This is a genomic window from Bradyrhizobium sp. NAS96.2 (assembly GCF_001908235.1).
Taxonomy (GTDB): Bacteria; Pseudomonadota; Alphaproteobacteria; order Rhizobiales; family Xanthobacteraceae; genus Bradyrhizobium.
Genome location: NZ_LGHK01000108.1, coordinates 1 through 11,873, shown reverse-complemented (window position 1 = coordinate 11,873; position 11,873 = coordinate 1). Strand labels below are relative to the sequence as shown.

Genomic DNA, 11,873 nt, shown 5'->3' with positions numbered 1-11,873 from the left:
CCATCAAGGGCCTGCCCACGCTGCTCACGGCACTCCGGCCATCCGCAGCCTGAGCCGCGCGCTTGGTCACTCAATACTCCCCGCGCCGGGCCGACTTTTTGCACGGCCTGGAAGGCCAGGACCCATAGCCACCGCTTTTGATTGTGAACGAGATCGTGGGCCCAGCGTCGCGCAACAATGCGCATTTGGGGTAATGGGTCCCGGCCTTCGCCGGGACGACGATGAGGATGGATTCTCGATCCAAGATGCCAAACATGCGGTGTCATCGCCCGGCTTGACCGGGCGATCGAGTATTCCAGAGACGGCAGCGCTTGAGCCGAGAGGCCGCGGCGTACTGGATCGCCCAGTCCCGTCTTCGCTTGTCGGGCAAAACGCCGTCTGCGAATAACCCGTGGGCTATGAAAGATCCGGGGCGGGCGCGTTTACGCGCGTTCTTGAAAGACAGCAGGTTTGGTAGCCCATCGCGACTTGTCGAAGTTTCCGGTTGACTAATCCATAACTTACTGGCTATACGTTAATCCATAGCCAATGGGTTATTGATCGCAAATGCCAGACGCTCACGACGTGCTGTTTCGAACCCTCGCAGACCCGACCCGCCGGGCGATCTTCGAGCGCCTGTGCCGCGAGGGTGAGCAGACCGTCAGCGCGCTGACGGCGCGGGCGAGGATTTCTCAGCCGGCGGTGTCAAAGCATCTCGGCGTGCTGAAGCAGGCCGGGCTGGTGCGCGATCGCCATGAAGGACGGCAGACACACTACAGCGCGCAACTCGGTGCGCTGGCGCCGCTGATCGACTGGACCAGCCAGATGGCCGGCTTCTGGCAGAACCGGTTCGACCACCTCGAAGATCTCCTCAAAAGGATGGACCAATGAACAACACCACCCCTGAGACGCGCTCGGCGATCGTCGAGCGCGAGTTTCCTCATCCGCCGGAAAAGCTCTGGCGCGCGCTGACCCAACCGCATCTGATGGAGGAGTGGCTGATGAAGAACGACTTCAAGCCCGAGGTCGGGCACAGCTTCAATCTGCGCGGCGAGTGGGGCGGCGTGCTGGACTGCAAAGTGCTCGCCATCGAGCCGCACAAGACGCTGTCCTACACGTGGAATTTCGCGCATGAGGATGCCGCCTACAATCTCGAGAGCGTGGTGGTCTTCACGCTGACGCCGACGCCGCGTGGCACCCATCTGCGCGTCGAGCAGTCCGGCTTCCAGCCGCATCAGAAGCAGGCCTATGGCGGCGCCCATGCCGGGTGGAAGCAGTTTTTCGAGAAGCTCGATCAGCTGCTGGTGCGCGAAGGCTGACGGTCTCTCCTCGTCATTGCGAGCGAAGCGAAGCAATCCATCTCTCTGCACGTGCTGCACGATGGATTGCTTCGTCGCTATCGCTCCTCGCAATGACGGTTGTGCTCACATCATCCAACAGGAGGTCACATTGAACTGGAACAACTGGATCAGGCAATCGCACCGCTGGCTCTCGATGGTCTTCACGGTCGCCGTCGTCATCAACATCGTCGCCATGGTGCTGCAGCAGCAGGCGACCTGGATCGGCCTGCTGGCGCTGTTCCCGCTGATCCTGATGCTGCTCAGCGGCCTGTATCTGTTCGCGTTGCCCTATCTGGCGCCGCGGCGCCGGCTCGGGGGATCGACCTCGGCATCGCAAGTATGATTGATTGGGTCAGCCGAGGAAACGCGAGGCAGCAATGACGGCATCGGAACGTATCGACCAGATGATCGAGGATCTCACCGACTGGCGCGGCAAGACGCTCGCCAGCCTGCGCAAGAGCATCCTCGCCGCCGATCCCGGCATTATCGAGGAGTGGAAGTGGATGGGCAGCCCGGTGTGGTCGCGCGACGGCATCATCGCGGTCGGCAACGCGCACAAGGGCAAGGTCAAACTGACATTCATGTATGGCGCGCAACTCCCGGACCCCGACAAGCTGTTCAACACCGGCTTCGAGGGCAATGTGCGGCGCGCGATCGACCTGTTCGAGGGCGACAAGATCGACGCCCCTGCGCTGAAGGCCCTGATCCGCGCCGCGATTGAGCTCAACCAGGCCAAGTCGAAGAAACCAGCGAAGAAAGCCGCGGGCGCTGGCGCAACCGCGAAGAAGGCATGAACTGCGCTGGCATGCGGTCTGTTGATCCGGTCTGTCCAAGATGATCAGAACCCGGCTCGCCACATCGTCGGACGCGGACGCGATCTCGGCGCTGCTGACGGCCAATTCCGGCGATCGCGGCGGCATGCTGCTCGGACAATGGCCGCGCGACATGATCGCGGCGCGCGTGGCACGCGGGCAATCGATCGTTGTCGCGACCGGCGAGGACGGCCGGCTGCTCGGCGCGCTCCTGACCTCGGAGAAGGGATTTGACGAAGCGCCGCCGGTGCTGGCGATGCTGAAGGCCTGGCCGGTGAGTCCCGATGCGTATGTGTACGGCCCGGTGTGCGTCTCCGAGGACGCGCGCGGTCTAGGTGTCCTCGATGCATTATACGCGAAGCTTCAGACGATATTTCCCGGCCGCGAAGCAATCCTCTTCATCAGGGAAGACAATCCGCGCTCGCTGAAGGCGCATCTGCGGCTCGGCATGCGCGAGGTCGCGCGATACGACTTCGGCGGCACGGTTTTCATGGTCCTGAGCGACAGGCCCGATCTCGGGCCATAGCCGGATCGTTGCCGAAGACCTCAGTTCCGCACGCGGGAACTCGGGTCCCAATATCAGCGACAATCAGAAACAAAACATTCACCATCGGATACGAATGCCGGGCGACCTGCCAGAAGTTGTACCGGCTTACCGACGCAATTGAAAGGACGGCTGCTAAACCTGTGGCTGTGGAATGAGCGGGTCTCGCGTCGAGGCGCCCGTTGGAATGGCAGTCGCAATGCTCAGTCAGTTGGTCGGTCCGTCACGGATCGTTTCGTCGGCGGACTCCGATGTCGCACCGCAGGCCTCCCCGAGGACAACAGCTACGACCGAGGAGCCTCGCGCCCCGCAACCTCATCAGCGGGTCGAGCGCGGTTCATGGCTGATCGGCATCGCGGCGAGCGGTTTCGCCGGCTTCCTGCTCTGGAAATTCCAGATCGACGTCGAACCCGAAAGCCTGGCGTTGTTTTCGGGCCTGATGGGGTTTCTGCTTGCCGTCGATATCGTCTATGGCAGATGGCGGCCCGCACCGGTTCTGTCCAACCTAGCCGCGGCAGTCGCCGTGTTCTTCTGGTCGGCCGCGGCGGCCGCAACGATCAGCCTCGTCGGCCTCAGATACAAATTCCCCCTGATCGACGACGGTCTCGCCAACGCCGATCGCCTCATCGGGATCGATCTCCCGTCGATCATCCCATGGTTTGCGAACCATCCATGGCTGACTGAACTGCTCGCTGCTGCCTATTGCAGCTCCTTCGTGCAGGTGGCCGCACTGTTCGTCCTTCTGGCGGTGACAAAGCGCTTCGACAGGCTCTGGCAACTGGTGTTCGTGTTCAGCCTGACGATCGTTGCGTCGACGATGGTCTCGGTGTTCTGGCCCGCCAAGGGCGCCTTTGTCTATTTCGACCATCCCGTCGCGATCCTCAACGCGCTGCCCGAGCACGCCGGGATCTATCATCTCGCGAAGTTCGAATACTTCCGCAACGCTGCCGCTCCGGAATTGTCGTTGAGCAATTTGCAGGGCGTGGTGACGTTTCCGTCGTTCCACACCTGTCTCGCCCTGATGACGATTTTCGCGACGATCGGCACGAGATGGCTGTTCGGCATCACCCTGATCTGGAATCTTCTCGTCCTGGTCTCGACGATCCCGATCGGCGGCCATTACGTCATCGACCTCACTTGCGGTGCGCTGCTGTGGCTGGCGGCAATGAAGGTCGAGGCGATGCTCGGCAGATCATCGATGACGTTGCGCGCGATGCCGATGCCAGAAGCCGTGTCCGCCTAGCGGTGGAATGACGCGCGGTACCGTTTGAGGCCGGCGACAACGCTCGGGTTGAACCCGCCGACGGCGGGTCCGACAAACTTGAAAGGCGGAGCTGTTGGCAATGGACTGGGAAGCGCTCTGGGAGGCTCTGATTGGCTCGTTTCTCCCAGCGCCGACTGGCTCCAGATTGCTTGACGCCGCGCCAACCGGAATCTTCTGCTCGCCGCTGTTCTGGACGTGGATTGCGCTGCTCGCCGGTCTGATCGGGCTCGCGTGCTGCATCGTTTACATCGGCTTGCGGTCGAGCCCGGCGTTGTTTTGGCTCGCGCTCCTTGTCGATGCCGTGGCTCTGGTGTTCGTGCGGCGTGCACTCAAATGGCGCTATCCGATCTAGCGACTTTCGGTCGTGCGTCGCGCCGCGGGTGGCACTCTATGCCGAGATGTCGACCGCCTGGCCGGCCTTGCCGGCGTTCTTCCGGAACGACTGCTCGATCAACTCCTTGATCTTCTGCTCGACGGCAGCGCGCTGATCCGGCGTCATGTTTTTCAGGTCTTCCTCCGACAGTCCCATGCTCTTGAGGATGTTGGCGCGCATGCGGTCCATCGGGCTCATCTGCGCGTATTTGAGAAATTTCTGCTCGACGCTGTCGTCGGAAGAGCCGGCGCCGGTGGCTTGCGTGGATCCGGAGGCATCGGCCGTCAACGGCTTCTTCAATGTGCCAGTCGTCATGCTGGCTGTGACCGATCCGAAGGCCGAGATGGACGTCATCTGCGCGCGCTGTCCCCGTTGCAATGCTGCAATTGCGGAGCAAACGGCGTGCCAGTCGGCGCCTCAGCGTTTTCAAGCAGATCGCGACGACGCGGCGCGCGCCTGACGTGCCGCGGGAAAGTTCTGCCGGGTGAAGTTTGCCGGAGGAGCGGCCGCTACGCCATCGTATGCACGATCACTGGACCTGCGACCGTTGCGGCCGTCATGCCATCGTATGCACGATCACCGGACCCGCAACGGCGGTGGCCTGCCCGACCAGCAAGGGACCGAGATTGTCGTCGATCCAGGCCAGTGCGCGGCGATTGGCTTCCTCGGCGCCGGCATGATTGTTGAAGACGCTGATCGCGGTGACGGTGTCGTCGCCGGCATAGACCACGTAATAGGCCATGAAGCCTTCGACGTCGCTGATGATCGGGATCGCGCCTTCCTTGATCCGGCGCGCGAGTTCTTCGGCGGTGCCGGTCTTTGCCTTGGCCTGACGGATGGCGGCATACATGGGCTTGCTCCTTCCGGCTGGATCGATCGGGCTGCGCTTGACGCGCAGGCACGATCGTACGCCGGCTCGGGCGCGGACGCCATCGGGAAGGGGACGGATCAGACGAAGCGCTTGCCCGCGAACGGATTCGGCGCGCGGCGGCTGACGGCGGGCCTTGGCAGCCTTGCGAGGCCGGCAGAAGCCGGCGCGGATTTCGGCGGCGGCGTGGGCGCGGCTTCCGGTTGCTGCAGAAACAGCGTGGCCTCGAACACCACGCCGGGGGCCTGCTTGGCCGTTCCCATGCACACCGCGCGATTGCCGTTGAACGAGCCGGTCAGCTCGGCCTCGACCTCGTCGCAGCCGAACACGGTGGTGAACGGGCCGTCGGCATATCGGCGCGTCGTCAGCACCGCGGTGAAGCGGTTCTCATCGAGCTGATAGGAGCCGCCATAGGTGAACATGGCGTCGCCGCCGCTGATCCTGCCATTTGCGAGCTGGACTATTCCGGTGCCTTCGCCGCGCGGCGTCCGGAACCACGCCGCATATTGCCCGTCTCTTTGCATGACCGTCATACAAATAGAAAACCCTGCGTTGTCCTCTTGCTACGTTGCAAGCGCCGGGACTGCCACTGCGCGCTGCTGCGACGGTTAACGAACCGAGAAGGCGATCGCACGACTTGCGCGAAGCGGTATTGGACTGGTGTGCGACAACAGCGCGAGTGCATGCGACCGGTCACCAAGCCTTTCCATTCCGATCGAATCGGAACGAGGCTCTCGGTTTGCTTTGGGGGCACTAAATGCCACGGCCCCCGCCAGGGGAGCTGGCAAGGGCCGTGTTGGTACACCGCGCCGCGCCTAGGTTCGCGACGAGATGTGGGAGCTCGTGAAAGTCTTACTCAGGCACGATCCTGATCCGAAACCTTCGGGATCATGCGGCTAGAAGGGCAAGAGCACGTCGAGAACCTGCTGGCCGTAGCGCGGCTGTTGCACGTCGGTGATCTGGCCGCGGCCGCCATAGGCGATACGGGCCTGGGCGATCTTCGAGGAGTCGATGGTGTTGTCGCTCTGGATGTCCTCCGGGCGTACGATGCCGGCCACGATCAGCTCGCGGATTTCGAAGTTGACCCGGATCTCCTGCTTGCCCTCGACCACCAGATTGCCGTTCGGCAACACCTGGGTGACGACCGCGGCGACGCTGGTCTGCAACGCTTCCTGCCGGTTCACCGAGCCCTTGCCGTCGCTGGACGCCGTGGATTCGGCGGTCAGGATCTTTCCGGGCAGGATCTTGTTGGCCTGCGTGATGGTCTGCGAGCCCAGGAAGTTGGTGACCCCGGAGTCTTCCGAATTGGTGCGGCTGCGCTGGGTCTCGTTGGCGATCGCCGCCTTGTCGGTGAAATTCACCGTGATGGTCAGCAGATCGCCGACGCGCGCGGCGCGCTGGTCCTTGAAGAAGGCGCGGGAGCCGCTGCGCCACAGCGAGTTCGGGCTGTAGGAGGCGACCTCGGGCTTCGGCATCGGCATCTGCACTGGCTTGTAGCCGGGCTGCGTCGTCGGATTGTCGATCGACGTCAGCTTCGGCTGCTCGCCGATCTGGGAGAGACGGTCGATCGACGAGCAACCGCTGGCGACCGTTCCGAGTGCGAACAGCGCACCGGTCAGGATGAAGCGGTTGATACGATACTGGGACATGAACTTTACTCGGCGTTTGGTGCGACTGAACTCAGCTTGACGGGAGCGGAATCTGAAGAGGTGGCGTCGGCGCCAGGTGCTGCGCGCGGGGTCGCGACCGAGATCGAGACCTCGCCGCGGCCGGTGACGACGCCGGAGACGGCGCGCTTGGACTGCAAGTTCATCACGCTGACGACGTCGCCTTCGGCGCCGCCATCCATCGCCTTGCCGCGGATGGTGAGATAGATGCCGGCCGTGCGGTAGATCAGCATGACGTTCTGGTCGCGGGTGACGAGATCGGGTTTCGCCATGTCGGCGACGCGCAGCGCCTGGCCGGCGCGGAGCTGGCGACGCATCTGCATGCCGATGGTGCCGTCGCGCGTCGCCGCGTCGTTGCCGATGTCGGCCTTCGGACGGCGTTCGATCGTCACGTCGGAGGCCTTCAGCACGTCGCCGCGTTCGACATTGCGGGTCAGCACGGCGGCCTCGATGGTCTCGATCGCGGTGCCGGTGAGGCGCAGCTTGTACGGCGCCGCGCCGGAATCGTTGCTGATCTCGAAGGTGACGTCGAAGCGCGTCGAGCGCGGGTCGTAGCGCACCGCGATCGGCTGCATCGCGCCGGTGTTGGTCGCCTCCAGTCTGATATCGCCGGGATCGCGGTCGAAGGTCAGCGCGATGTTGCCGGCCCGGCCGAGGCCGTGGCGGCCCTCGATGGCGCGCGACAGCTGCTGCTCGATTTCCTTGCTGTCGATGGTGCGCGCGAGCCGCGTGACGGTGATCTCCTTCAGCTCGCGGGTGTCGACGCCGATCACCTGGTGCGCGCGCAGCACGTTGAGCACCTGCGCGACCGGCAGCGTGCCCGTGGTGCCGAGATCAGGCGCGCGGTAGACCGCGATGCTGCCGGCGCTGCCGGCATTGTCGATGAGATCGCCGACCCGCACGATGTCGTCCGCGACCGTGATGCCGGCGCGCAGCGTCGGCGCCGCGATGGTCTCGCTGCGGCTCTGCGCGGCTGCCGGCGCCACGGTCACCGTGAGGAGCGCGGCGGCGATCAGGAGTGAGCGGGCGATCATCGACATCATCCTCAGCGGAACAGATTGGAGGTCGACTGCATCATCTGGTCGGCGGCGGAGACCACCTTCGCGTTCATCTCGTAGGCGCGCTGCGCCGCGATCAGGTCGGAGATTTCCGAGACCACCTCGACATTGGCTTGTTCGAGGTTGCTCTGCTGCATGTCGCCATAGCCGTCGGTGTTGGCGGTGCCGTCCTGCGGCTGGCCGGAGGCCGGCGTTTCCTGGAACAAATTGTCGCCGATCGGCATCAGGCCGGCCTTGTTGATGAAGCGGGTCAGGCCGATCGTGCCGATATTGGTCGATGCGGTCTGGCCCGGCAGCGTTACCGAGACCTGGCCCTGCGCATTGATGGTGAGGCCGGATGCGTTCTGCGGGATCGTGATCGTCGGCTGCACCAGATTGCCCTGCGCGTTGACGATGCGGCCCTGATTGTCCATCTGGAACGAACCGTCGCGGGTGTAGGTGAAGGTGCCGTCCGGCATCAGGATCTTGAAGAAGCCCTCGCCGCGGATCGCGATGTCGAGATCGTTGCCGGTCGGCGACAGCGTGCCCTGGGTCATCATGCGCGGCGTGCCGACGGTCTTGACGCCGCCGCCAAGGTCGATGCCCATCGGCATGATCGTGTTCTGGTCGGAAGCCTGCGCGCCGACACGGCGCACATGGTCGTAGATCAGGTCCTGGAACGCGGCGCGCTGCTTCTTGAAGCCGGTGGTGCGCAGGTTCGCGATGTTGTTGGAGATCACCTGAACGCTGAGTTCCTGTGCCGCCATTCCGGTCGCTGCGGTATAAAGTGCGCGCATCGGTCAATCCCCCGGATCAGTTCGGCACGTCGGCGAGCTTCTCGATCGCCGATTTGTGCAGGTCGCTCTGCTGCTGCAGCAGCGAGGCGATTTGGGTGTAGGTCCGCGTGATCTCGATCATGCGGCTCATCTCGACGACGGAATTGACGTTCGACTTCTCGATGAAGCCCTGGCGGATTTGGGACTTGGTGTCCGGCAGCGGCTGCGCGCCTTCGCCGGGCGCGTAGAGATTGGAGCCTTCCTTGAGCAGGCGCTGGGCCTGCGCGAACGAGACGAGGCGCAGCTTGCCGCGGATCGAGTCGAGGCGGGACGTGCCTTCGAGCACGGAGATATTGCCGTCGGGGGCGATGTTGACGTCGTGATCGGTTTGCTGGAACGTGATCGGGCCGGAGGTGCCGAGCACCTGGTAGCCGGAGGCGGTGATCAGCTGGCCGCGGTTGTTGATCTGAAGATTGCCTTCGCGGGTGTAGCGCTCGCCGGCCGGCGTCTGCACCACCAGAAAGGCGTTGCCGTCGATCGCGACGTCGAGCGGGTTCTTGGTCTCTTCGGTCGGACCCTGCGAGAAGTCATGGAAGGTCGCGCGGTCCTGCACGAAGGAGACGCGGCGGTCGCGAGCCGCGAAATTGTCCTCATGCGCGTTCGAGGAGAGATACTCCTGGAACAGCGATCGGTCGGCCTTGTAGCCGTTGGTGGTCATGTTCGCGATGTTGTTGGAAACGACATCCATCTGCCGTTCCAGCACCATCTGCTTCGATAGTCCGACCAGAAGCGTATTCTGCATCGGCGGTTCTCCCCTGTGAGGTGATCCGAATGCAGGTTCTCCCAAACCTTCACGCCGGACCGTCGGTAACCATTGGGTTCTCCCAAACCCGCTAGTCACGCCGTCCTCTCAGCGAAAGCCGTGCCAACTTGAAATGTTGAGGTATTTGAGTGGCTTAGGTGTCTGGCCGGGGGCCACGGAGGGCGGCAGAAAGGTCTTGTTGACCATGTTTGCCCGGCAGTTTTTTCCTAGTGGATGGTAAATCCTAAGCTTCCGTTAACCATTATGACCCCAGTGTTGCCGGCATTGGGGCGCGTGTGCGCCGGCGGCATTTGTATCGCGTCTTCAGGCCAAAGCTGGGGCAAATCGCGTTCGCATCCTTCTGTTGAAGCGGGCGGACGATGGCGGACGAGGAAAAGACGGATAGCGGCGAAGGCGCGGCCGCTCCGAAGAAGGGCAAGCTCAAGCTGATCATTGCCGTCGTCGGCTTCCTCGTCGTGCTCGGCGCGGGCGCGGGCGGATGGTTCTTCTTCATGCGCGGCCACGGCGAGGAGCAGCACGCCGAAGCGCCGCCGCCGAAGCCGCCGAGCTTCGTCGACGTGCCGGACATGCTGGTCAATCTGGTCGGCGCACCCGGCGAACGCGTGCAATACCTCAAGCTGAAGCTCGTGCTCGAGATCAAGGAAGAGAAGCAGGTCGAGGCGATCAAGCCGGCGCTGCCGCGTGTCACAGATCTGTTCCAGACCTATATGCGCGAGCTGCGCCCGAGCGACCTCAACGGCTCGGCCGGCCTGTTCCGCCTCAAGGAGGAGCTGACCAAGCGCGTCAACCTCGCGGTGGCGCCCAACCAGGTCAACGCGGTGCTGTTCAAGGAAGTCGTGATCCAGTGACGGGGTGGATGTAAAGCCATGGCCGGCAACGACCAGATGGACCAGGACGCCATTGCGGCCCAATGGGAAGCCTCGCTCGATTCCGAGGATCCCGCGGCGGCCGCGGCGGAAGCTGCCAAGAACGAACTCACCGAGAACATGGCGCTGCAATGGGCCGCCATGGTCGAGGACGGCAGCCGCGACTTCGGCAGCAAGAACACCAACGGCGAGCGCGTGCTGTCGCAGGAGGAGATCGACAATCTCCTCGGCTTCACGGTCGGCGACGTCAGCCTCGACGACCATTCCGGCATCCGCGCCATCATCGATTCCGCGATGGTGTCCTACGAGCGTCTGCCGATGCTCGAAATCGTGTTCGACCGCCTGGTGCGGTTGATGACGACCAGCTTGCGCAATTTCACCTCCGACAACGTCGAGGTCTCGCTCGACCGCATCACCTCGGTGCGGTTCGGCGACTACATGAACTCGATCCCGCTGCCGGCGGTGCTCTCGGTGTTCAAGGCGGAGGAGTGGGAGAACTTCGGCCTCGCCATGGTCGACTCCAACCTGATCTATTCGATGATCGACGTGCTGCTCGGCGGCCGCCGTGGCCAGACCCAGCTCAAGATCGAGGGCCGGCCTTACACCACGATCGAGACCAACCTCGTGAAGCGGCTGGTCGAGGTGGTGCTGTCGGATGCCGAGCAGGCGTTCCGGCCGCTGTCGCCGGTGACCTTCTCGATCGACCGGCTCGAGACCAATCCGCGCTTTGCCGCAATCAGCCGCCCGGCCAACGCCGCGATCCTGGTGCGCCTGCGTATCGACATGGAAGATCGCGGCGGCAATGTCGAATTGCTGCTGCCCTACGCCACCATCGAACCGATCCGCAACGTGCTGTTGCAGATGTTCATGGGCGAAAAGTTCGGCCGCGACCCGATCTGGGAAGGTCATTTCGCGACCGAAGTGGCGCAGGCCGAGATCTCGGTCGATGCGGTGCTCTACGAGGCCGATATCCCGCTGAAGGAGCTGATGAAGCTCAAGGTCGGCGACACGCTGCCGCTGGACATCCGCTCCGACGCGCTGGTCTCGGTGCGTTGCGGCAACGTCACCCTGACGGAAGGCCGCATGGGCCGCGTCGGCGACCGTGTCGCGATCCGCGTGACCAAGAATTTGCGTAAACCCCAAACCACCTTCGCGATGTTCGAGAAGGCGGACGAGCGGACCAAGATGATGGAGGCACCATGAGTCATGTGCTTGGACTAGCGATCGAGAGTCTGGTGGCCGTGCTGCTGATGCTGACCATCGGCTATTGCTGGCTGCTCAACAAGCGCCTGCAGCGGCTGAAGGCGGACGAGCATTCGCTGAAGGCTGTCATCGCCGAATTGATCACCGCGACCGAGATCGCCGAGCGGGCGATCGGCGGATTGAAGCACGCGGTGCGCGACGTCAACGAGAATCTCGGCAACCAGCTCGATGCGGCGACGCAGATGTCGGCGCTGCTGAAGACCCAGCTCGCCGAAGGCGACGGCGTGGTTCGCCGCCTGTCCAAGATCGCGGCGGCCGCGC

At 63.6% G+C, this 11,873-nt stretch carries 17 protein-coding genes; 10 read left to right on the top strand and 7 right to left on the bottom strand.

What is annotated here, in order from left to right:
• Positions 1-546: 546 nt before the first annotated feature.
• From AC628_RS23390 to AC628_RS23360, 7 genes are all read left to right on the top strand, one after another.
• Complete coding sequence (locus AC628_RS23390; protein ID WP_074129070.1) at positions 547-870, top strand: ArsR/SmtB family transcription factor; 324 nt, start codon at positions 547-549, stop codon at positions 868-870.
• Positions 867-1,298, top strand: a complete 432-nt coding sequence (locus AC628_RS23385) for an SRPBCC family protein (RefSeq protein WP_074129069.1) — start codon at positions 867-869, stop codon at positions 1,296-1,298. The genes AC628_RS23390 and AC628_RS23385 overlap by 4 nt, the downstream gene beginning before the upstream one ends.
• Before the next feature lie 130 nt (positions 1,299-1,428).
• The gene (locus AC628_RS23380) at positions 1,429-1,662 is read left to right on the top strand and encodes a hypothetical protein (protein WP_074129068.1); all 234 of its coding nucleotides are present in this window, start codon (positions 1,429-1,431) and stop codon (positions 1,660-1,662) included.
• Positions 1,663-1,696: 34 nt separating this feature from the next.
• A complete protein-coding gene (locus AC628_RS23375; RefSeq protein ID WP_074129067.1) occupies positions 1,697-2,113 on the top strand; it encodes a DUF1801 domain-containing protein in 417 nt (138 codons plus the stop codon).
• A gap of 40 nt (positions 2,114-2,153) precedes the next feature.
• On the top strand, positions 2,154-2,657 hold the full coding sequence (locus tag AC628_RS23370; RefSeq protein ID WP_074129066.1) for a GNAT family N-acetyltransferase: 504 nt from the start codon (positions 2,154-2,156) through the stop codon (positions 2,655-2,657).
• Positions 2,658-2,862: 205 nt separating this feature from the next.
• On the top strand, positions 2,863-3,918 hold the full coding sequence (locus AC628_RS23365) for a phosphatase PAP2 family protein (RefSeq protein ID WP_074129065.1): 1,056 nt from the start codon (positions 2,863-2,865) through the stop codon (positions 3,916-3,918).
• Between the two features lie 100 nt (positions 3,919-4,018).
• Complete coding sequence (locus AC628_RS23360; RefSeq protein WP_074129064.1) at positions 4,019-4,291, top strand: hypothetical protein; 273 nt, start codon at positions 4,019-4,021, stop codon at positions 4,289-4,291.
• Positions 4,292-4,327: 36 nt separating this feature from the next.
• Here AC628_RS23360 and AC628_RS23355 read toward each other — a convergent pair whose 3' ends face one another.
• The 7 genes from AC628_RS23355 to flgF form a co-directional block, all read right to left on the bottom strand.
• Entirely contained in the window at positions 4,328-4,666 is a 339-nt protein-coding gene (locus AC628_RS23355; protein WP_074129063.1) for a hypothetical protein, read from the bottom strand.
• Between the two features lie 202 nt (positions 4,667-4,868).
• Positions 4,869-5,162: a hypothetical protein gene (locus AC628_RS23350; RefSeq protein ID WP_050424156.1), complete on the bottom strand. Its 294-nt coding sequence runs from the start codon at positions 5,160-5,162 to the stop codon at positions 4,869-4,871.
• A 98-nt stretch (positions 5,163-5,260) separates the two neighbouring features.
• The gene (locus AC628_RS23345; RefSeq protein ID WP_074129072.1) at positions 5,261-5,704 is read right to left on the bottom strand and encodes a hypothetical protein; all 444 of its coding nucleotides are present in this window, start codon (positions 5,702-5,704) and stop codon (positions 5,261-5,263) included.
• 372 nt (positions 5,705-6,076) lie between these two features.
• A complete protein-coding gene (gene flgH / locus AC628_RS23340) occupies positions 6,077-6,829 on the bottom strand; it encodes a flagellar basal body L-ring protein FlgH (RefSeq protein WP_074129062.1) in 753 nt (250 codons plus the stop codon).
• 5 nt (positions 6,830-6,834) lie between these two features.
• Positions 6,835-7,890, bottom strand: a complete 1,056-nt coding sequence (gene flgA / locus AC628_RS23335) for a flagellar basal body P-ring formation chaperone FlgA (RefSeq protein WP_074129061.1) — start codon at positions 7,888-7,890, stop codon at positions 6,835-6,837.
• A gap of 2 nt (positions 7,891-7,892) precedes the next feature.
• Positions 7,893-8,681, bottom strand: coding sequence for a flagellar basal-body rod protein FlgG (gene flgG, locus AC628_RS23330; RefSeq protein WP_050424159.1), 789 nt, complete (start codon positions 8,679-8,681; stop codon positions 7,893-7,895).
• Between the two features lie 16 nt (positions 8,682-8,697).
• Positions 8,698-9,462: a flagellar basal-body rod protein FlgF gene (flgF, locus tag AC628_RS23325; RefSeq protein ID WP_074129060.1), complete on the bottom strand. Its 765-nt coding sequence runs from the start codon at positions 9,460-9,462 to the stop codon at positions 8,698-8,700.
• A 380-nt stretch (positions 9,463-9,842) separates the two neighbouring features.
• On the opposite strand from flgF, the gene fliL reads away from it, so the two are divergent.
• From fliL to AC628_RS23310, 3 genes are all read left to right on the top strand, one after another.
• Positions 9,843-10,331 carry a flagellar basal body-associated protein FliL gene (gene fliL, locus AC628_RS23320; RefSeq protein ID WP_050424161.1) on the top strand — a complete coding sequence of 163 codons (489 nt, stop codon included), beginning with the start codon at positions 9,843-9,845 and terminating at the stop codon, positions 10,329-10,331.
• Positions 10,332-10,349: 18 nt separating this feature from the next.
• Positions 10,350-11,552 (top strand): flagellar motor switch protein FliM, encoded by a 1,203-nt coding sequence (gene fliM / locus AC628_RS23315; protein ID WP_074129059.1) that lies wholly within the window; start codon positions 10,350-10,352, stop codon positions 11,550-11,552.
• Positions 11,549-11,873: DUF6468 domain-containing protein (locus AC628_RS23310; RefSeq protein ID WP_074129071.1), on the top strand; the 325-nt coding region annotated here is incomplete at its 3' end. The genes fliM and AC628_RS23310, both read left to right, overlap by 4 nt.